We start from the raw sequence: 20,455 nt of genomic DNA on the forward strand, positions 1-20,455 counted from the left end.
GCAGCTTCTGCTCCAAAGAATGAGAAGCGCCCTATCGGATGAGTTCAACGCGCTCGATGGCTAGATTGCCGTAAAACCGTTGTCGACGAACAGATGGACGCCGTTGACGAAGTTGGATTCATCGGACGCCAGATAGAGAGCTGCCCGCGCGACATCCTCCGGTTCGCCGATGCGGCCCTGCTGCGCAGCGATTGCGGCATCGGAGACGTCGACGCCGAGCGCTTGCAGCTCGGCGACTTCGCGCAGGCCATGTGGCGTGCGGATGAAACCCGGGCAGACCGCATTGCATCGAATGTTGCGGTCGCGGAACTCGACGGCGATGGCGCGTGCAAACATATGCACGGCACCCTTCGTCGTATCGTAAAGCACTTCCATCGGCGTTGCCGCAACCGCCGAGATCGAAGAGGTGCAGACGATCGAGCCGCCGCCGGCCGCGATCATGCCCGGCAGGACCGCCTTGGTCATCAGGAACATCGACCGCACATTGACGCCATGCAACCATTCCCATTCCTCAAGCGTGGTTTCGAGAAACGGTTTGATGACAATGGTGCCCGCGTGGTTGAAGAGCACGGTCACGGCGCCGAAACGCCCTTCAATGCCTTTGACGGCGGCATTCACGGCCTCCTCGTCCGAAACATCCGCCACCCAATGGTCAGCAATGCCGCCGGCGTTGCGGATCGACCGCACCGTTTCCGCCGCCGCATCACCATTTCGGTCGATAATAGCAACTTTAGCGCCTTCCGCCGCGAACAGGCGCGAGGCAGCTCCGCCCATCCCCGTGGCGCCGCCTGAAATGATGGCAATCTTGCCCTTGAGCCTATCCGTCATACATCCCCCTCTTTCTAGTCCTAATTTGCCGCGGGCTGCTTGCCGCCCGCGAGGTCGCTCAACGCCTTCGAAGGTTTCTTCAGATCCGAAACCTGTCGGCACGCCTTTGGAACAATTGCACTTCAAGCCCGCCCGAAGCAAGAATGCCGGCGAAAAGCATTTGCCTTGTGAGGTAAATGCCGTGCAATCGGACTAGCTCTCGGCGGCTCAATTGCCGCGACGCGGAACGCGGCAATTCATCCAACCCAGTTGCGGATCTGGACGGCATCACTACCTGACGAGTTCACGGCTTTTAGCGTGCGTCGTGAAAGATGATGCCGACGGTATGCCGCATCCCCGAACGGACGCGACTGACACCGTGCCTGAGATTGACGCGATAATTTCCCTTCGTCCCGCTAACGGGCCGATTATGGACAGCGAAGGCGACGGCGTCGCCCTGCCGAAGCGGGACCACCTCCACCCGGCTCTGCATGCGCGGGCGCTGCTCGGTCAACACGAATTCGCCGCCGGTAAAGTCCCGACCCGGTTCCGAAAGCAGGATTGCCACTTGGATGGGAAATGCAAGATCGCCGTAAAGATCCTGGTGGAGGCAGTTAAAATCTCCCGGCACATACTGCAACAATAGGGGCGTCGGGCGCGTCTGGCCGGCTTCATGGCACCGCTTCAGGAAAGAGGCGTGTTCGTCGGGATAATGCTCCGCGATACCCATACGTTCGTTCCATCCGTTGGCGATACCGGCTAGATGCGGATAAAGTGCGGTGCGCAATCCGTCCAGCAGCCCCGGCAAGGGATATTTGAAATAGCGATATTCGCCCTTTCCGAAGCCATGGCGCGCCATGACGATATGGCTGCGGAAATGTTGCTCCTCGGCATAAAGGCCGGCAAGGGCGCTGCATTCCGCGGGCGTGAGAAGCTTTGGAAGAACGGTGCAGCCAAACCCGTCTAGTTCGCCGGTAAGGGCGCGCCAATCATAGGCATCGACCCGAGCCTTTGCAGATCCTTCTGGTGATGCGGGGGAAATGGTGGGGCGCGGGCTATTCATGGCGTATCCTCGGCTTGAGTGGATCGCGGCCGGCCCATCAGGCATCGGCGCGAGAAGCCAAACCCTAGCGTCCAGACGAAACTCTCCGCCACCCGATTTGCAATGGGCAGGGAAGATCCGCGCAACGATCATCATTTACGATGATGTGCTCAAAAAGCCTGGGGGATCAGACACTGGGCCTACGGGGCACCTACCTCTTGCGCACACACGGCTGATTGGCAATCAATAGCGCGCCTGCAGGAGCAGCCGGAAGAGATGGGCACGGTTTTCAGCGCCGAAGCTGCCATTATAGTCAAACGCAAGCGAAACCTGCTGACTGAGCGCAATGTCGAACCCAGCATCGGCCACCAGCGAATCCCTGTCGACGACCGTTCCGCTCTCGGCAAAGATATCCCCGCCCGCAAATGCCATGCGCGACGTGATGTCCAGACCGCCGAATGCGTGCCGCCAGCCGAGCGAGCCGTAGAGCGTGGTAGGCATGTCCGCGATAGTCACATCTTCTTCCGCGCGTGCGCCAAACGTTGCGAAGGTGATCGCGGACTGATCGGCCTTGCCACTCAAAGCAGCAGCACCGCCGCTCTCCGAAAATGAGCTGGTTCGCACGTCGGTAAAGGTGATGTTCGCGAAGGGCTCGAGCCGGTCATCGCCCATCGAGATCTCATAGGCCAGTTCGCCGAAGACCTGTGCCGTATAGGCATGGTAGTTCGACCGCAGTGCGTCGGAAAAGGCAGCGAAATCTACATTGCGCAGGGTCGAGACGGATTGCAGGCTGTAGGTTCCGCCAAGCCGCAGGGCGAGCGGCCCCCATTGTCTACCCGCGTAAATGCCGAGATTGTAATTATCGGCATCAGCATGGGCGGAAACGCCGGATTGATCAAAGCGGCTATGTCCATAGCCGGCAAGTGCACCGATCCGCCAGTCGGAGTCATAAAGCGTCGTGTCGAAACCGAACAGCACGCCGCCTGCGTTGCCCCTGCCATTGTCGGAAGACGACCAACCGCCATAGGGCGCGCCCCAAAATGCGGCAAGGCCGTTGACCGGATCGGCGAGAATGCCCTCAATCGCCTTTTGCGGCTCGGTTCTCTGGCGCTGATCGGCATTGGCATAGGCAAGGCCTGGATCACTGGCGAGCCGCGGCTGTTTGGTGCTGCCGACTACACCACCCTGTATGCTGCGCAGGCGATCGATCGCAGCATCGCGTACGAAGCGGCCATTGTCGAAAGCGGTCGCGGCAAGCGAAATATGAATGTCGCCGGCCAGCTGCTTCAGTGCCCCGGTGGCCTCGTCCATGCTTAGCAATGCGACGGCACCGTAGAGAGGGTTTGATGCTCCCAGGCTCTCGATGCCATATGCCGCCGAGCGTTGGTTTGCATTCAAGCCTGCCGCGGCAAAGGACGTGCTGTTGCGCTCCAGTGTGAGATCGATCGAGCCACTCGAATATCCAAGGACGGGACTGACGAAGGCGTAGTTCGACTGCACGGCGCTGAAACTGCCTGAGATGCCGCCGGCAGCCGACAGAATGGTGTAGTTGGTCGACGCCTTCAGACCGCCGCCAACCAGGGAAAGCGTTCCGCCGTTCAGATTGACCGCTCCAGTGACGTCAACCCGGCCAGTTGCGCCGCCATTGCTCTGGAAAAGGAGCGTCGAGCCGCTTTGTGTTGTCAGATCGCCATTGACCTTCAGCGTGCCGATGCCGCTGTTGCCGGGTGACAGCGTCGCTCCCGCTCCAACAACGGTCGAACCGACGGTGCCTGTTCCGCCGAGTAGACCATAGCCGCTGAGGCTGATGGAGCCGCCAAGTGTTCCGTCGACGATGAGGCTGCCGCCCGAAACGGAGGTCACCCCAGAAAAGGCGCTGGAGTTGCCTGTCAGGGTCACGGTGCCGGAGGCGACAAAGAGCGAGCCGTTGCCGTCTATTACTGCGCCGAGCGTCTGGGGAGCGCCACCGAAATTAAAGACGAGAGAGCCATTGCCGCCACCGAAATGGATGGCATCAACATCAAGCTTTGCCGCACCGGTGGCCGTCTGACCAAGGGCCGCGCCGATATTCACCGAGGCGGTCGAGCCGGCCTGGGCGGCGATCGTCAGACTTGGTGTCGAAAGCGCAGAGCCCCCGCTCAAAATGAGGCTGGCATTGCCGGCATTTCCGATCGTCAGTCCGTTGCTTGCCGACAATTTCGACCCGTCGCCAGTCACGGTAACTGCGCCGTTGCTGCCCGCCACATTGCCGATGGTGGCGGTCGCCGTATTGACCGAGCCTCCCTGGATAACATCCAGTGCACCACTGCCGGCATTGCCGACGATCAGATTGCCATGGTTGCTCCAGGCAGAGCCTGTTCCCGTTACCGTCGCCGAGCCGGTCGAGCCGGCCTGCGTGCCCAGGCTGGCGCTCTGGCTCGTGAGCGTACCCTGCGACGATACCGCAAGGCTTCCCGTGCCACCGCTTGCGCTGCCGGCATTAAGATCGCCATTGATCGCCCAATGGCTTCCTGCGCCGCTGATGAGCGCCTGGCCACTACCGCCTGCGCCGGTGCCAAGCGATGCGTTGCCCGAAGAAAGGCCACCGCCCGCCAGCACCTTCACGGATCCGGCTCCGGCAACACCATCCTGCAGCTCGCCGCTCATGTCGAAATGGCTGCCATTGCCGACGACAACCAGCGCGCCGTTGGAGCCGGCTTTCGCGCCGAGCGTTGTCGTGGCGGAACTGGCGCTTGCCGAGCCCGATACCATAAAGGAGCCGGTCCCTTCGTTGCCCATCGTCAAATCGGCATTGATGTCCCAATGCGAACCCGCCCCGTCGACTGTAACGGCGCCGGCCGAGTTTCGCCCATCGGCGATGGAGGCAGAGCTGCTCCTGACCGCGCCACCTGTGCTGATGTTGAGTGTGGCGTTTGCGCCAGAGCTATCCGCATCCGCCTGATCGCCGCCGACAAGCAATGAGCCGGTGTCCCAAAGCGACCCCGCGCCGCCGACGGTAACCGTGCCGTTGGCGAAACGACCGATCAGGGCGGAGTTGCTAGACACGTTTGCCCCGGAATAGACAGCGAGTGCGCCTGCCGCGGTCGAACCCACAGTCAATAGTCCGGAGGTCGTCCATTGCGAGCCAAGGCCGGAAACCGTTGCGGAGCTGGTGCCCGATCCGTTTCCTGCGCCGATTGTTGCGTTGTCATTCGAAACGGTCGCGCCCGTGGATATGGCGATTGTCCCAGTGCCGTCGCGACCGACGATCAGATCACCGTTGATCAGCCAGTCAGTACCCGAACCGGAAGCCGACACGGAGCCTGAGCTGCCGGTGCCATATCCAAGCGTCGCATCGCCTGTGTTTGTGGTAGCGCCATCCGTCAGAACGAAGGAGGCTTGTCCGTCATAGCCGATGAATAATGGTTGGCCGCCGGAGAGCGTGAAAGACGATTGGCCGCTGACCTTGACGCTGCCGGTGCTTCCGGCGGACGAGCCGATATAAACGGGTCCACCGCCGATATATTGGCCGCCAGCGCTGATCGCGAATGTTCCGGCACCTCGGTCGCCGACCAATAGTGTCCCGCTGTTACGCCAGTTTGCCGCCCCACCGGTGAGGTTGAAGACGCCCGATGAGCCGGCATTCGAACCGATTGCGGCGGACGAGCTTTGAAGCGCGCCGAGGTCGGTCAGAGATCCATCGGCATTGAGGCCGACGGTGAGGTCGCCCGTCGATGCTGAATTGCCAGGAGTGATTTCTGCTGGAAATGTTCCGCCATCGACCACCACCGAGTTGACGGGAGCGGGAAGGGATGCGGGCGACCAGTTGGCCGCATTGTTCCAATTGCTGTCGACCGCACCCGTCCACGAAAAGGGTGCGCCAATGGCAGCTGCCGAGGTGAGGCCGGTCGAGAGTGGGACCAGAAAGGTCGAGATGCGCAGGGCGGCGCGGGCAGCAGCCAGCATTTAAAAAGCTTCCTACAACGTGATGTTGCACAGCTGTAGAAACGACATTATGGTTAAGGCTTCGTAAATTTGGCGCCTATTTGCTGCTCTGGCCGCTAGCTGGCGGATCGTCTGTCCCTCTCCTTTGCCGCCCTTACGGATATGAGATCGGCTCTGCTAGGATCGAGACAGCCAGCGGGAAACTCCACCGGTCTGCCGAGCACCTTCTTCAGTTCCTGCGGCCCCCGATTCGACGACCGGTTGCTCCCTCGAAAAGGTGCAGTTTCCCGGTATCGGGCTGAAGTGAAATCGTGTCGCCGACACGAGACCCGATGCGCTCGCGCAAAGCCAGGACGATATTATCGGAGCCGATGCTTGCGACGATCAAGGTCTCCGCACCTGTGGGTTCGACCACCACGACTTCGGCATCGATCCCGCCTTCGCTGACTGCGATATTCTCCGGCCGGATGCCATAGACCACCTCTGCTCCGCGAGTGACATCGATCCCCTGCGGAAGCGGCAAGCGAGCACCGCCATCGGCGATGAATTCGAGAGGGCCGTCTCCGCTGATCTTACCGCGGATGAGGTTCATGCCGGGAGATCCGATGAAACCGGCGACGAACAGGTTTGCCGGCCGATCATAGAGCTCGAGAGGCGAGCCGATCTGCTCGACATAGCCGTCGCGCATGACGACGATCCGGTCGGCCATGGTCATCGCCTCGATCTGGTCATGTGTGACATATATGGTGGTCGTGCGCAGGCGCTGGTGCAATTGCTTGATTTCAGAGCGCATCTGCACGCGCAGCTTTGCATCCAGATTGGAGAGCGGCTCATCGAACAGGAAGACTTGCGGCTGGCGCACGATCGCGCGGCCCATAGCGACACGCTGGCGTTGGCCGCCGGACAGATTGCGCGGGTAGCGGTCGAGCAGGCTTTCCAGACCTAGGATCTGGGCGGCATCACGCACCCGGCGCTCTATCTCGTCCTTCGGCGCCTTTGCCAGCCGTAGCGAAAAGCCCATATTCGCCTCGACGGTCATATGGGGATAAAGCGCGTAGGATTGAAACACCATGGCGATGTCTCGGCTCTTTGGCTCGACATCGTTGACCACGCGGCCGCCGATCGCGACATCGCCGCCGCTGATCTCCTCAAGGCCGGCGATCATGCGAAGAAGCGTCGACTTTCCGCAGCCGGAAGGACCGACGAGAATGACGAATTCGCCGTCGGCTATATCGATATCCACGCCGTGTAGAACTTCGAAATGACCGTAGCTCTTGCGGACATTCGCCACGTTTACAGATGCCATGATGTTCTCCAATTGGTAGAAACGCGAGTTGCTTGATCGTCAGCGCCGCTGGGGATTGTCCAGGCCGGCTAAGGGACCAAGGCGATCTCAAACGATTGTTGCTGCGGAATAGGGTGCCAAGGCCGAATCGATCGCGGCGATGCACAGATCGCGCGCTCGAGATGAAATCTTCCCGGCGACAACAGCCGGATAAAGCCGGCCGAGATATTGGCTGATGAGTGTCTCGGGGATGTCATCAACGAAACGGTTCAGGAGGCTATCGACAGCCGCCATCGCCCGCTCGTGCGGCCAGTAATAGCGGATGCGGTCGCTATAGCTGAAATGTCGCTGCAGTCGCCGCTCCTCGGCCGAGCCATGGTAATGCGAGTCCCAGTTGGCTGGATTTTGCATCATCACCGCCTCCATGGTCGCATAAAGCGAATTAGGGACGGCATCGCCTTCGAGCTTCGATGCAATGGCATCGAGGCCGTAGAGCGCCTCGCGCAAGGCAAATGTCAGGCCGGGACCAACTTTGAGGATGGCGAACCCGCCATCCACGAGAGCCGAAAGTGCTTCGGCCGGCTGATAGTCCGTGGAATGCGCCTCGAAGAGCAGGCCGGGCATTTCACGCAGTGCGCCGATCAGAGATCGCGCCCGATCCGGCTGGTAGATGGCGACATCGGCGTTGCTGAACTCGACGCCGGGCTGCACGACAATCCCGACGACACGCTCCAGCGCCGCCTCGGTACCGGCTTTCGCGAAGGCTTCGCGATGGACCGCAAGCGTATTGATCGCCGCCTTGGGTGTTGTGACGTCCAGCTCATCAAGAGCGTGGGTGGCGCCTCCCGGCGGTGGGACTTCCGTGCCGATAATATAGACGGGCGGCCGCCGGCCACTGCGTCGAGCGGTCCCTTCCGCGACTGTCGCCAGTCTCGCGGCCCGCGCGGCAGTTACTTCATCCGCGAGAGCGACGGGCTCGCCGGCGCAGCCCATCGAGGCATCGAGGTGGATCTTTTCAAAACCCGCCTCAACATAGGCCGCTATCATCGCCTCGGCCTTTGCCATCGCTTCCTCGGCGGGCAACTTCTTCCAAGGGTTAGGCCCGAGATGGTCGCCGCCAAGGATGATGCGATCGCTGGGGAAGCCCACCACTGAGGCGATGTCCTCGACGAACTGCCGGAAATCGCGCGGCGTCATCCCCGTATAACCGCCTTCCTGATTGACCTGATTGCAGGTCGCTTCGATCAGGACGATGGCCCCCTCCGACACCCCGCGCCTGAGCGCCGCCTCGATGACCAGTGGATGTGCGGAGCACACGGATGTAATCCCGCGCGGCAGTGAATCGACGCGGTCTCCGAGAAGCTTTCTCAGCGCAGCGTCGCGATTGTTTTCGATGGCAGCGTTCATCCTAGCATCACGACCTTGGTCAGGTGTCGGGGCGATACGGTATCGACACCCTTTGACTGTGCTGCGCGCTCACCAAGGATCTGCAGGGCAGGCAGCAGGCAGAGGCCGGCAAGTGCCGGATCGCAATCGACAGGCAGTTCCAGATCGCCCGGACCACCGAAGCCGATGACTGTCGCCCCCTTCTGTCGCAACTCGTCGACCAGCAGCGCTTCAGCATCCTTCTGGTCGGCGCTGTAGAGCATGATGACAGCAGTGTTTTCATCGACGAGGCTGATCGGCCCGTGACGATATTCGAGCGGATGGAAGCCCTGCGTCATGCTCTGGCTCATCTCCATCAGTTTCAATGCACCTTCGAGAGCAATGCCGTAGAGCGAGCCGCTGCCAAGGAAGACGAAATGCGAGCGCCCCGCGATGATGCCGGGCAGGGCCTTGTCGAGCTGGTCGGCAAGCAGGCGTGCGGACCGGATGATCGAGGGTGAAATCTCCATTCCGACCATCTGCATGCCCAACAGCAGCATAAGGCTTGCCGAGACCGTCATGACGATCCCCTCGTCGTTATGGGTCGGGGCTTCGATGAGCCTATCGCAATTCTTGGCAAGCGAACTATCCGGCTCGACCGTGATGGCGGTCACGAAGACTCCCGCCTTGCGGCTTGCCTTCGCCGCGGCCACGGTTTCTGTGGTTTCGCCGCTACGTGAAAGGGCAACCAGATGGGCCTTTTGCCAGCGCGGCCAGAAGGCGGTCGGCCGGTTCAACCATTCCGCACCGGGCACGGCGATCGCAGGATAGCCGGCGCGATTGGCATAGGTCGCAAGCGACAACGCGAGATTGTAGGATGTGCCGCAGCCCAGAAAAACCGTCAACTCGGCATCGTGGGGGGCGGAGATTGATCCGATTGCCTTTTCCCAGAAGGGGAATTGCTCGAAGATCACCTTTTCGGTCGTATTCATGCTAGCTCCGATTTACTTGACCGATCCGGCCAGCAGACCGCTGACGAGGTATCGATTGAGAAAGATGACGACCAGGGCGGGAATGACGATGGCAACTGCGCCACTTGCCGTGATCAGCCCGTAGTCGATGAAGTTCTTGGTGACGAATTCCGGGATCAGCACGGTCAAAGGCTTCGTCGCCTGTGGTGAGAAGATGAGCGGGACGAGATACTGCCCCCACGCGCCAAGAAAGGTCAGGATCGCCGCTGCCGTAAGTCCCGGCCCGGCAAGCGGCAGCACGATGTTGAAGAAGATATAGAGCCTGCCGGCGCCATCGAGCTGCGCTGCCTCTTCAAGCGCGATCGGCAGTGCTTCGAAGACGCTGCGCAGCAACCACAGCGATAGAGGCAGATAGGCCGAGACATAGATCAGCGCCACGCCGACATAGGTATCGACGAGATGAAGGCTGATCATGATCCGGTAAAGCGGGATCAGCACCGCATATCCAGGAATTGCGAGGGTCGCGACAACGGCGCCGAACAGAAAGCCCCGGCCGGGGAAACGGATTCGCGTAAAGGCGTAGGCACCGAGCGCCGAGATGGCGACGCAAAGCAGCGTGGCTGCAACCGAAGTCACGATGCTGTTGATGAGCGCGGCACGAAATTGCGACCAGACCTGAACCCCGCCAATTCGGGCGATATCGATGCCGAACAGACGCGAGAAGTGATCGAGGGTGAAGTGCTGCGGGAAGAAATGGATAGGGCGTGCCGAGAAATCTTCGGTTGGCGTCACCGAGCTTGCAAGCGTCCAGTAAATCGGGCCGAGCGACCAGATCAGAAGAACGGCGACGCCGACCCAGATCAGCAAACGATATGAAAGGCTCTGTTTCATCAGTCAAACCGGGTGTTGCGATAGACGCGCAGGACATAGACGAGCGAAACCAGCAGCGAGACCAGCGTGATCACGAGTGAAAGCGCCATGCCATAGGAGAAGCGTAGATTCTGGAACGTCTCGAGGTAGATCTGCACGAGAACCGGCCGTGTTTCGAGACTGGAGCCTGCTAGAACCCAAGCTTCGTCGAAGAGGTTGAATGCATTGACGGTCGCGTTGGTCATGGCAACGGCGATGGCGCTGCGCACCAGCGGGAGGGTGACCAGAGCGAACACCTGGCTTCGGGTGGCGCCGTCGATGCGTGCCGCTTCGTAGAGATGAGAGGGAATGCTCTGCATGGCGGCAAGGACGATGACGACAGTCAGAGGCATCATGCGCCAGACATGCACGACAGTCACGGCAATGATGGCGCTTGTTCGATCGTTGAACCAGACATGGTTTTCAAAGGGGAGGCCGACCGCTGAGAGAACGCCGTTCAGCAATCCGGCACCGGGTTGATAGATCCACAGCCAGATCACCGCATTGACGACACCGGGCAGCGCCCAAGGCAGAACGACGGCCGCGAGCAGCCATTGCCGGCCGACCTTGACCTGGTTGATCAGGGCTGCGGCAAGCACGCCGAAGACCGTTTCCGCGACGACCGCAAGGACGACATAGAGAAGCGTATTGATCCAGGTCGTCGCCAGCTGTCCGTCCGAGAACATGCGCGTGTAGTTGTCGAGGCCGACAAAGGGCGTTCCCGCCTGCATCGGATTGATCCTGTGGAGGCTGTCCCACACGGTTCTTCCGATCGGATAGAAGACAAGGGCGGCCATCGTGATCAGGATCGGGGAAACAAGCAGTATCCCGAACGTGGTGTCGGCCTTTATGCCGGCACCACGTTTGGTCCTGCCATCGGCAGACATTGTTAGCGTCATTGGGCCGATGCCTGCTTTGCCGCATCGGCAATGCTCTGCATTGCCTGATCGACGCTGACCTGGCCCTTCGCGGCACTGTTGATCGCGGTATTAACGGCGCTCGAGAATTCCGGGTACCAGGGCGGCGTGCCCTGCGGGAACAACGGCTCGACAGTCTTCGATTGGGCGACGAGCGCGTCACCGCTTTGCAACTGACCAGAGGTGTTCAGCTCGGCAAGCGCAGAGGTTCGGGTCGGCAAGGCACCATTGGCGGCATTCTTCTTCTGGAACTCCTTGCTGGTGAACCATTTGACGAAGGCGATGGCAGCGTCCCTGTTCTGGGAAACGCGGGGGATGGCGAGTGCCTCCGGAAGACCGAAGCTACGGGTTTCGCCGCTCGCGGTGGGAACCAGGATCGCTTCGACCTGACCGGCTACTTTCGATTGCTTCGGATCATTCATCTGGCCGATACGGCCGGGCTCTCCGGAGATCATGATGCTGGTAACACCCTGGGCAAACATGCTCTCGTTAATTTGGCTATCCTTCAAGTTGGTAGATGCCGGATCGACCAGCCCTTCCTTCATCAGCATGAGTTCGAAAGCGAGTGCCTTGTAGCCGGCGGAATCCTTCGAAACGAAGAGCGGCTTGAAGTCCTTGTCGAACAGCTCGCCACCGAAAGCCTTGGTCAACAGGTACCAGCTCGTCGAAGCGCCTTCGGTCGGCGAGAGCGGCAGGCCGATCGGATAGGTCGCGATCTTCTTTTCCTTGATCTGCTTGGCGGCTGCGACAAGCTCGTCAAGCGTCTTCGGCATCTTGGTGATGCCCGCATCGGTAAAATGCTTCTTGTTGACCAGCATGACGCGGAAGTCGTTGGTGTAGGGTACTCCAAGCAGATTGCCGTTGACAGTAAAGATCTTGGAGACGCCGATATCCTTGACTGCATCGGCATCGATCACGTCGTTAAGCGGCAGATACCAGTCGGCTGCACTGAACTGGCCGGTCCACGACCAGTCGAACTCGGTGACGTCGGCGGGGGCTGCACCCGCGATCAGCGAGGTGACGAGCTTCGGGCGGATATCGTCCCAGGAGAGCGTCTGCATGTTGACATGGATGCCTGTTTCGGCTTCGAAATCGCCGGCGATATAGGCCGCCTGTGGCGAGGGCATCAGAACGGTTATGGTTTGGCCGGCAAGAGGCTTGGCATCCTGAGCGGCAGCCGGAACGGCGGCAATGATTGCCGCCAAGGCGACGAATGGCAAAGTAAATCTACGCATGTTCCCTTCTTCCTTATTGTTTGACGTCTGCTTCACCTGAATGCACCGTAACGGTCGCGACCGTGGCGGCAATTTGCCTGATCCAGCCGTCATCGACCGGCCAATCGAGGAGTTGGGCGGCAGCCAAAAGGGCGCCGCCGATGGGAGGAAGTCGAGGCTCTGCCGCAGGGCGGCCAATGTGCCGCTCAAGTGCGGCAAGGAGCGTGCTGCTCGCAAAGGTGCCGCCCGCATAGGTCCAATCGGCTGCCGCCTCGCAATGCGGCGATATGGCTTCCATGTGTTTTGCAAGCTCTGCCGCAGCCTGCTCGATCAAATGCTTCGCGCCGGCATCTCCTGTGCTCGCAAGCCGATCGACGAGAACGGAAAGCCTGGCAATCTCAGCGCGGGGACTGGTAAGCTCACTTGCCCAGCCGCCAAGTGCGTTGATCGGATCGGAACCGTCCAGCTCCAGGAATTCGAATATGGCGGCCGCCAGCGCCGTCGGCGGAGCACGTCCATCGAGGCTTTGGCTGGCAAGGCCGAGCGCTGCGCGACCGATCCAATAGCTGCTGCCCTCATCGCCGATGACATCTCCCCAGCCGCCGACACGCGCAGACACGCCATCGGCATTGCGCGCCCATGCCATCGACCCCGTACCGGAAAGGATGAGAATTCCGGGCTTGCCTGCGAAGGCGCCGAGATGAGCGGCATCGACATCATTGAGAATATGCTGACGCGCCTTGGGGAAGCTGATCTTGATCGCATCGCGCTGCTGTTCGGACAGGCGAGCAACCTCGCCATAGGCGGGCAGGGCTGCAGCGATCGCCGTCAGACGCTGTTCCTCTATGAAAGGGCGCAGCGAACGATCCAGTTCCCACCGCCAGGTCGGATTATCCATCGGATTGACACCGCCGCTGCGCACCATGCTCAGGACGTTGCCGGCTCGATCGGCGAGCGCTACCAGCACTTTGCTGCCGCCGCCGTCGATGCCGAGGATGAGATCGGTGCTCACTCCCGTCCTCCCAGATCCGCAATGGTGACATCGACGCCGAGACCGGCGAGTTCGCCGCGCCAATGGGTGGAAAGACCCGCGTCGGTGATGACCTTGGAGGCGCTGAGCGGGGCGACCTTGTAGGTTGCCATTGTGCCGAACTTCGAGGAATCGGCGAGCACGAAGCGGTGCGCCGAGCGGCTGAGCATGCATCTGTTGAGGCTCGCCTCGGCGCTGTCGACGCTGTAGATCGCGCCATCCGGGCTGATCGCGCTGGCACCGAGAAAAAGCTGGTCGAACCAGATGGATTCAAGCATCGCTTCGGCCTGCGGCCCAACGAGCGAGGCATTCTCGCTGCGCAGTTGCCCGCCGAGCAGCACGACCTCAAGATTAGGAATATTGAGGAATTCCTGAGCAACCGTCAGGCCATTGGTGAAGATGCGCAGCGGCATCGGATTGAGGCGGATGAGACGCGCAAGCTGAAGGACGGTAGTGCCTGCATCGAGGAAGATCGCGGTGCGCGGTGCCAGCAGATCATAGGCTGCGGTCGCGATCGCACGCTTGGCCGACAGGTGCCGCTTGGCTCGCTCCTGGAAGGCAAGTTCGACCGAGGAACCTTCTGCGATCCGGGCTCCGCCATGCACACGGTCGATCACGCCCTCGCTTTCGAGAACCTGTAGGTCTCTGCGCACCGTCGCCAGAGAAGCGCCGATGGCGTCGGCAAGCGCCTGAATGGTCGAAAATCCATTCGCGTAAAGATGGCTGCGAATGGCATCGAGGCGATCGACTTTCACTCCCCCGGCTTGGCTCAACGAAAGTTCCTCTCCGATAATCACTTCTATTTCGCTCAGATTTCCATTCAATACGATCATTGTCAATCATATTTTTGATCTATTTTGATCTAATCGCGATTGTTTGCGATCTGGAAAGGCAAAACGCGGGCTTCTTGCGAAGCCCGCGTCCAGGAATGCTGCTTGGATAACAGCGTGGGATCAGTGATAGGCGGGCAGCAAGTCGCCATGCTGGTCGATCATGTCGTCGACGAGCCTCCAGATCTGGTCAGGCGAAAGCTCTGCCGATGTATGCGGATCGAGAAGAGCTGCCTGGTATATACGCTCACGCTTCCGGGTCAGTGCCGCCTCGACCGTCAGCTCTTGAACGGAAATGCTCATACGCATCACCGCTGCGAGCTGCGACGGTATGCGTCCGATCTTGATGGGCTGGATGCCGTTGCGGTCGACATGGCATGGCACCTCGACGATGCATTCGTCCGGTAGGTTCTGGATCAGTCCATTGTTCGGAACATTGCCGTAGATCAGGGCGGAGCGGCCAGTTACCGCTGCATGAATGATGCCGGCGGCATATTCGTTGCTGCGGCAGACCTCGATCGGCTTGCCGCCTTCGAGATCGCGGCGCAATTCATGCCACTCGGCAATCTGGACCTCGCAACGGCGAATATACTCGTCGAGCGGAATGTTGAGCCGTTCGATCAGATCACCGTGGCCCTCCTTGATGTACCAGGACGTATACTCGGAAAAATGCTCGCTCGATTCCGTCACGAAATGGCCGAGCCGCTTCAAGACATCGAAACGGACCCGGTCGTCGTCGGGCACGCTCCCCGCTTCCGCAAGCGCGCGCAGGCGTGGGTAAAGGTCCTCGCGGCTGCCATCGGCGTGCAGCTTTTCATATTTGAGAAAGAAGGCGATGTGATTGATGCCGGCCGATAGATAGTTGATGTCAGCGACATCCTCACCAAGGCAGGCGGCGAGATGGGCCGCCGTATGCTGCACACTATGGCAGAGGCCGACGGTGCGAATGCTGGGTGCAATCTCCTTGATCGCCCAGCAATTGATCGCCATCGGGTTGACATACTGCATCAGCAGGGCATCGGGGCATACGTCTTCCATGTCGCGGCAGATCGCCTCGAGAACCGGAATGGTGCGAAGCCCGCGGAAGATGCCGCCAATCCCGAGCGTGTCGGCGATGGTTTGTCTCAGCCCATGTCTCTTTGGAATTTCGAAATCGGTGACGGTGGCTGGCTTGTATCCACCGACCTGCATCATCAGGATGACGAAATCGGATCCCTGCAGCGCCTCCCGGCGATTGAGCGTTGGCTCGATCCTGATGTTGTCGAGACGGAGGGTCTCGCAAATGCGGCGGGCGACGATTTCGGAGGTTTTCAGTCGCTCGGGATCGATGTCGAACAGGCTGATAACAAAGGCGCCGCCGACTTCTGACGATAACACGTCACCTAGAATATTTTGAGCAAACACGGTGCTTCCGGCACCCACGAGACAAATCTTCGGCATGACTGGCTTCCTCTCAGCGGTTCATGCCAGACAGATCGCTCTTTTAAACGAGAGTTTCCTCCTGTTATTGTCATAAATATTCCGGGATTCGAGTGAGACCTCATCCATGCCAGAAAAATTCGATCCGAAGCCCGATACGTTGGCGGCTTCGCAGGGCGCCTTCTGGGTGGAGCGGCATATCGCCAGCACCATGGCAAGCGCCCACTGGCACAACCATGTCGAACTGAACCTGCTTCCGGCGGGGCGGATGACATATCTCTTCAATGGGAAACAGGAATATGTCGAGGCCAATCGCCTTATCCTTTTCTGGGCTGCTATACCGCATCAAACCATTGAGGTGAGCGACAATGCTTCTCTGGTCTGCATCTACCTGCCTCTGGCGGATTTCCTGGGGTTGTCGGTTGACCGAGACATCAGACGCTCAATCATGCAGGGCAAGTTTCTGAGCAATCCACGTATCGATATATCCGATGCGATGGCCGCGGAACGCTGGGTGGAGGATTGGAGTGGTGGCGACCCGATGCGTCGGGAGCTGATCGTCGAGGAGGTCAGGTTGAGGGCGCGCCGTCTCATCCTGGACGGAAAAGCGGGGAAGGAGTGGCTATCTGTCCGGTCGAAAGCAACCTCTTCAGGCCCGGCAGTGCGCCATGCCGAAACACTGACCGACCTCATCAACGAGCATTTCGCCGAGCCGCTCAGCATGCCGCGGCTTGCCAAGCTCGCGGGTATTCATCCAGCCACGGCCAACAAGGCATTTCGGGATGTCCTCGGGATTTCCGTGAACGAATATCTCACCCGTTATCGCATAGCACGCGCCATGCAATTGCTTGCCGATACGAACATCGCCGTTTTGAATATTGCCTACGATTGCGGGTTTGGATCGAGCAGCCGCTTTTATGAGGCCTTCAAAGACCGGACTGGTCAGACGCCGCTTGCCTTCCGCAGGATAGTCGGCGGTTCAGACGTTGATGAATAGCCGGCTCCGGCCGGTTCAAGTCGATCATTCGGCTGCAGGATAGTACCAGGAATAGCCGAAATGGTAGCGGTCCGGTTCCTTGCCGTAATAATAGGGAACGGCGATATCCTGTTGGGAGGGAAGCTTAATTGCCTTGCCGAATTTTGCTTCGAGCCATTGTTTCAGCTCGTCCGGCATGGACGATTGGCTTCCGTTACGCTCGTTCCAGACGAGCAGGACGGGTCCTTTCCCAAGAGCCTGGCGGCTAAGGTCCGATGCCGGGTAAGCCGTGGAAACGACTGATGTGTCGGGCATGTTCACGCGTATGTTGCCTGCCTTGTGCCAAGTCGTGGTGACGATGGCTGAAGGCTGCTTTCCTTCCGCGGCGATGACCTTGTCGAGGAAGGTCCCATAGGGCGTATTCAAGTGCTGATAGGAATGGAAGAAACGCGCAAGGAGAATATCACCTGCGACGACGATAGGCAGCGCCACCATCATGACGATCGGGATATAGAGAAACTTCTTGATGTCCGTCTGGCTTTGTCTTCCGGCAGCGTCAAGCTTCAGACAGAAATAAGCCGGTACGAGAAACAGGAAGGGAAGAAGCCAGCGGTCACGGAGCTCGGTGAGCGTCACGATGAAGATCAAGACCAGCAGGATGACTGCCGTGCTTGTCAGGATTCTCCCGATGAAATCGCTCCATTCGCTTCGGGCGCGCAGCGATCGCAAGAATGACTGCCGAAAGACGAGAAGGAAGACCACTGATGTCGGGACGATGATTTCCACCGTTGTCTTTATCAGGTCGGAAATTCCGTGCGCAATATCGGAAAGCTTCCCGCCGGCTCCTTGTTCCGCCATGGTGTTGACTGTCGACGTCAGGACGAGATCCAAGTTGGAAATCATCCACACCGCATGCGGCAGAACCACCAGAACGGCAAGCGAAAGCGTCAACAGGAGCCGGAGATCGAAAAGCCGCTTGCGGCCCTCGGGATGACAGAAAGTTGCAACAAGAACGCTTAGTATGACGAGCGCAAAGTTGTATTTCGTCAGCATCCCGAGCCCGGCCCATAGGCCAATCATGGCGTAGGAGAAGATGCTAGGCCGACGAATGGTCGAAACCACGAAATAGATGAACAGGACCACCGCGAGCAGCGTCAGCACGGTGTGCGTAAGATCTCTTTGTGCCTGCCAGAACATCTGAGGCATCGTGAAAAGAGACAGGACGCCGATCGCCGCCAGCCGCTTGTCGACCACAAGCAGGCGCAGCAGCTTGTGATAGGTAATGTAGACGCCAAATAGCATCAGGTTCTTGACGATGACGAAGGACGCTACGCTTGTGCCGAAGATCTCGAAAACGCCGTATTGAAGCCAATTGTAGAGCGGCGGCTGCGCGTCATATCCCCATGCGAGCCATTGTGAGACGACAAATTGCTGGGCTTCATCGATCCGTAGCGAGTCAGAAATGGCGATGCGGATAATCGTCTGTGCCAGGAAATACGCCGCCAAGGCCCAAGATACCCAGCGGAAGTCGGAGGGTGCGTTAAGGCTGCCGGTCGATGCACCGTCTTCCAATACATCGGCAAAGCTGCCATTCCCCAGAGGTTTCATCCCGATCTCCGTGCATGTGCCAATGGCGTCATGTTGGCGCAATGTCACAGATATAACGCGCGCGCAACGGCTTCCGGCATAATTCTGGAGGTTGATATGGGGTCTTTTGCCGCTAGACCCGCGCTGATCGGCGCGGGCGTAAGCTTCGGCTAAGTATCAGCAAGGTCACCTTGGTCTCTCGCAAGCCTTTGAGAAACTTCTAGATGCTTTCCGCTTTTCTTCGAATCGCAAAAATGCGCTACCCCCTATCGTTCCGCAGCTCCGGACGGAAAACCGCTTCGCACTTTCCTGGAGTTGATCTAGACGACGATAATCCCTTTATGTTTGGCCTTGTGTTCGGGCTCGACATGGATCGTGACGATGGCCCCCGATATGGCCTTTCGCAGCGCGTCCTCGATCTTGTCGCAGATATCATGGGATTGGCCGACGCTCATCTCGGCCGACACAACCAGGTGGAAGTCGATGAATGTCGCTTTGCCGGCATGGCGTGTCCTTAGCGCATGGGCTTCGATGGCGTCATCGGCATTGAGCGAAATGATCTCCTTGATCCGCGCGAGCTCTTCGGGAGGTGCAGCCTCATCCAGCAATCCGCTTGCGCTTTCCTTAAGAACCCCCCAACCGCTCCAAAGGACGTGGACCGCCACCAGAGCGGCGATGGCCGCATCCAGCTGGGTGATGCCGGTCAGAACAACCAGAACCACGCCGACAACGACGCCGACGGAGGTGATGACATCCGCCATCAGATGTTTCCCATCCGCCACAAGTGAAGCCGAGCGCTGGACGCGTCCCTGTCGAATGAGGAGGCTCGCCCAGGCGACATTGATGATCGTGGCGATCGAACTCACGGCAAGGCCGGTCCATGCCGCGTCGATGGGCTTGGGATGGAGGAAGCCCATATAGGCTTCGTGCATGATCGCGAGAGCCGCCACGACGATCAGCGAACCCACCAGAACCGCCGAGAGATATTCCGCCTTGTGATGGCCGTAGGGATGTTCCTCGTCGGGCGGCTGCGAGGCGATTTTCACCGACAGAATGACGGCGAGCGCCGAGACGACGTTGATGATGCTTTCGAGAGCGTCCGACAGCAGTGCGACGCTGCCCGTTATCCAATAGGCGGCATATTTGATCGCGAGGACCACGAGACTGACAAAGAAGCTTCCGAGTGCGATTTTCAGCGACCGTTCCATGTCAGCCCTGTTCCCATGAAGTTTTGGCAGGCCATCTTATCGACGCCAAATCCCTAGTCTGAAATAGTGAAACCGTGTGATTGCCGAAGCAATCGTCTTGGCGACCGAAGTCCACTGAACCGAGCCGCGATCTTCGTTGAGGATCAGGTAAGCAGATGTTCATAGAGAATGGAGCTCCCAAGTCCGATAAGCGCCAGGCCCGCGAATGCTTCGGCAATTCGACCGAAACGAGCGCCGATCAGTCGGCCGACCAGCATGCCGCCCGACGACATGACGAAGGTCGCCGCGCCGATTGCTACGGCGATGACGACGATATTGACCTGAAGAAAAGCGAGCGACACGCCGACAGCCATCGCATCCAGGCTCGTCCCTATGGCCGCTGCCATCAGCACGGCAAAGGACATGGCGGGTCGGCTATCACGCTCTTGTTCATTACTGCGTCGCATAGCGGCATAGAGCATGTTTGCTCCAACCGCACCCAGCAGGCCAAACGCAATCCAATGGTCGACCGCGCTGATATATTGGGCGGCGGCAATACCTGCTGCCCAGCCGATGATCGGCGTGATCGCCTCCACGATGCCGAACACGGCACCTGTTCTGATGGTCTCGAAGAGGCGGGGCCGCACGAGCGCGGCACCGCGACCGACTGACACTGCAAACGCATCCATGGACATGCTGAATGCCAGCACGACAACTGCAAAGAGCGACATTTGAATAATCCTGCGGACATGGGAAGCCGGGCATCCTCCGCCCTGTCCGAACCAGGCGGTATTGCCACGGTCTTGCCGAGTCGATCTTTCGACTGAACGCGCCACGTGCGCTTCGCACGAGCATGTTGACACGTTCCCGCCAAGTCAGCGGTAGCTACTCCCCGATAAGCGCAGCAGGTAGTGCATCGGCTTTTGCATGTCAACTAAAGGCGGCGAAATAAAACGTGAAATAACTGTTATATAACAACAATTTGTTGGGGA

16 protein-coding genes and 1 riboswitch are annotated in these 20,455 nt (G+C 59.5%); of the genes, 1 reads left to right on the forward strand and 15 read right to left on the reverse strand.

Translation table 11 applies throughout. The features are described from left to right. Nucleotides 1–60: 60 nt before the first annotated feature. From QD461_RS16515 to QD461_RS16570, 12 genes are all read right to left on the reverse strand, one after another. Nucleotides 61–828: an SDR family NAD(P)-dependent oxidoreductase gene (locus QD461_RS16515; protein WP_414088687.1), complete on the reverse strand. Its 768-nt coding sequence runs from the start codon at nt 826–828 to the stop codon at nt 61–63. Between the two features lie 292 nt (nt 829–1,120). Then, entirely contained in the window at nt 1,121–1,870 is a 750-nt protein-coding gene (locus QD461_RS16520; RefSeq protein WP_414088688.1) for a 2OG-Fe(II) oxygenase, read from the reverse strand. A 222-nt stretch (nt 1,871–2,092) separates the two neighbouring features. Next, complete coding sequence (locus tag QD461_RS16525) at nt 2,093–5,794, reverse strand: autotransporter domain-containing protein (RefSeq protein WP_414088689.1); 3,702 nt, start codon at nt 5,792–5,794, stop codon at nt 2,093–2,095. A gap of 208 nt (nt 5,795–6,002) precedes the next feature. Beyond that, nucleotides 6,003–7,079, reverse strand: coding sequence for an ABC transporter ATP-binding protein (locus QD461_RS16530; protein WP_414088690.1), 1,077 nt, complete (start codon nt 7,077–7,079; stop codon nt 6,003–6,005). Nucleotides 7,080–7,166: 87 nt separating this feature from the next. Next, nucleotides 7,167–8,465: a D-tagatose-bisphosphate aldolase, class II, non-catalytic subunit gene (locus QD461_RS16535; RefSeq protein WP_414088691.1), complete on the reverse strand. Its 1,299-nt coding sequence runs from the start codon at nt 8,463–8,465 to the stop codon at nt 7,167–7,169. After that, entirely contained in the window at nt 8,462–9,415 is a 954-nt protein-coding gene (locus tag QD461_RS16540) for an SIS domain-containing protein (RefSeq protein WP_414088692.1), read from the reverse strand. The genes QD461_RS16535 and QD461_RS16540 overlap by 4 nt, the downstream gene beginning before the upstream one ends. Nucleotides 9,416–9,427: 12 nt before the next feature. Next, nucleotides 9,428–10,285 carry a carbohydrate ABC transporter permease gene (locus QD461_RS16545; RefSeq protein ID WP_184706146.1) on the reverse strand — a complete coding sequence of 286 codons (858 nt, stop codon included), beginning with the start codon at nt 10,283–10,285 and terminating at the stop codon, nt 9,428–9,430. Continuing rightward, a complete protein-coding gene (locus QD461_RS16550; RefSeq protein WP_414088693.1) occupies nt 10,285–11,202 on the reverse strand; it encodes a carbohydrate ABC transporter permease in 918 nt (305 codons plus the stop codon). The genes QD461_RS16545 and QD461_RS16550 overlap by 1 nt, the downstream gene beginning before the upstream one ends. After that, on the reverse strand, nt 11,199–12,455 hold the full coding sequence (locus tag QD461_RS16555) for an ABC transporter substrate-binding protein (protein WP_414088694.1): 1,257 nt from the start codon (nt 12,453–12,455) through the stop codon (nt 11,199–11,201). The genes QD461_RS16550 and QD461_RS16555 overlap by 4 nt, the downstream gene beginning before the upstream one ends. 13 nt (nt 12,456–12,468) lie before the next feature. Further along, on the reverse strand, nt 12,469–13,446 hold the full coding sequence (locus QD461_RS16560; RefSeq protein WP_414088695.1) for an N-acetylglucosamine kinase: 978 nt from the start codon (nt 13,444–13,446) through the stop codon (nt 12,469–12,471). Then, nucleotides 13,443–14,237, reverse strand: coding sequence for a DeoR/GlpR family DNA-binding transcription regulator (locus tag QD461_RS16565; protein ID WP_414088696.1), 795 nt, complete (start codon nt 14,235–14,237; stop codon nt 13,443–13,445). The genes QD461_RS16560 and QD461_RS16565 overlap by 4 nt, the downstream gene beginning before the upstream one ends. A 180-nt stretch (nt 14,238–14,417) precedes the next feature. Next, nucleotides 14,418–15,734 carry an alpha-glucosidase/alpha-galactosidase gene (locus QD461_RS16570; RefSeq protein ID WP_414088697.1) on the reverse strand — a complete coding sequence of 439 codons (1,317 nt, stop codon included), beginning with the start codon at nt 15,732–15,734 and terminating at the stop codon, nt 14,418–14,420. 106 nt (nt 15,735–15,840) lie between these two features. Between QD461_RS16570 and QD461_RS16575 the strand changes: the two genes are divergently transcribed. Further along, complete coding sequence (locus QD461_RS16575) at nt 15,841–16,710, forward strand: helix-turn-helix domain-containing protein (protein WP_414088698.1); 870 nt, start codon at nt 15,841–15,843, stop codon at nt 16,708–16,710. A gap of 24 nt (nt 16,711–16,734) precedes the next feature. Here the strand turns inward: QD461_RS16575 and QD461_RS16580 are convergent, their stop codons facing one another. From QD461_RS16580 to QD461_RS16590, 3 genes are all read right to left on the reverse strand, one after another. Next, on the reverse strand, nt 16,735–18,297 hold the full coding sequence (locus tag QD461_RS16580; RefSeq protein WP_414088699.1) for an ArnT family glycosyltransferase: 1,563 nt from the start codon (nt 18,295–18,297) through the stop codon (nt 16,735–16,737). A 299-nt stretch (nt 18,298–18,596) separates the two neighbouring features. Continuing rightward, on the reverse strand, nt 18,597–19,484 hold the full coding sequence (locus QD461_RS16585) for a cation diffusion facilitator family transporter (protein ID WP_414088700.1): 888 nt from the start codon (nt 19,482–19,484) through the stop codon (nt 18,597–18,599). A gap of 143 nt (nt 19,485–19,627) precedes the next feature. Then, the gene (locus tag QD461_RS16590) at nt 19,628–20,194 is read right to left on the reverse strand and encodes a manganese efflux pump MntP family protein (protein ID WP_414088701.1); all 567 of its coding nucleotides are present in this window, start codon (nt 20,192–20,194) and stop codon (nt 19,628–19,630) included. 6 nt (nt 20,195–20,200) lie between these two features. Beyond that, nucleotides 20,201–20,369, reverse strand: a riboswitch (yybP-ykoY riboswitch). Between the last annotated feature and the right edge of the window lie 86 nt (nt 20,370–20,455).

It is taken from the genome of Rhizobium sp. BR 314 (genome assembly GCF_047445805.1).
GTDB classification, from domain to species: domain Bacteria; phylum Pseudomonadota; class Alphaproteobacteria; order Rhizobiales; family Rhizobiaceae; genus Rhizobium; species Rhizobium lusitanum_B.

Excerpts from the sequence above, each read along its gene's own strand:
- QD461_RS16540 (WP_414088692.1), bottom strand. The coding sequence starts at position 9,415 with ATGAATACGACCGAAAAGGTGATCTTCGAGCAATTCCCCTTCTGGGAA.
- QD461_RS16545 (WP_184706146.1), bottom strand. The coding sequence starts at position 10,285 with ATGAAACAGAGCCTTTCATATCGTTTGCTGATCTGGGTCGGCGTCGCC.
- QD461_RS16520 (WP_414088688.1), bottom strand. The coding sequence starts at position 1,870 with ATGAATAGCCCGCGCCCCACCATTTCCCCCGCATCACCAGAAGGATCT.
- QD461_RS16580 (WP_414088699.1), bottom strand. The coding sequence starts at position 18,297 with ATGAAACCTCTGGGGAATGGCAGCTTTGCCGATGTATTGGAAGACGGT.
- QD461_RS16555 (WP_414088694.1), bottom strand. The coding sequence starts at position 12,455 with ATGCGTAGATTTACTTTGCCATTCGTCGCCTTGGCGGCAATCATTGCC.
- QD461_RS16530 (WP_414088690.1), bottom strand. The coding sequence starts at position 7,079 with ATGGCATCTGTAAACGTGGCGAATGTCCGCAAGAGCTACGGTCATTTC.
- QD461_RS16515 (WP_414088687.1), bottom strand. The coding sequence starts at position 828 with ATGACGGATAGGCTCAAGGGCAAGATTGCCATCATTTCAGGCGGCGCC.
- QD461_RS16590 (WP_414088701.1), bottom strand. The coding sequence starts at position 20,194 with ATGTCGCTCTTTGCAGTTGTCGTGCTGGCATTCAGCATGTCCATGGAT.
- QD461_RS16525 (WP_414088689.1), bottom strand. The coding sequence starts at position 5,794 with ATGCTGGCTGCTGCCCGCGCCGCCCTGCGCATCTCGACCTTTCTGGTC.
- QD461_RS16535 (WP_414088691.1), bottom strand. The coding sequence starts at position 8,465 with ATGAACGCTGCCATCGAAAACAATCGCGACGCTGCGCTGAGAAAGCTT.
- QD461_RS16585 (WP_414088700.1), bottom strand. The coding sequence starts at position 19,484 with ATGGAACGGTCGCTGAAAATCGCACTCGGAAGCTTCTTTGTCAGTCTC.
- QD461_RS16575 (WP_414088698.1), top strand. The coding sequence starts at position 15,841 with ATGCCAGAAAAATTCGATCCGAAGCCCGATACGTTGGCGGCTTCGCAG.
- QD461_RS16570 (WP_414088697.1), bottom strand. The coding sequence starts at position 15,734 with ATGCCGAAGATTTGTCTCGTGGGTGCCGGAAGCACCGTGTTTGCTCAA.
- QD461_RS16550 (WP_414088693.1), bottom strand. The coding sequence starts at position 11,202 with ATGACGCTAACAATGTCTGCCGATGGCAGGACCAAACGTGGTGCCGGC.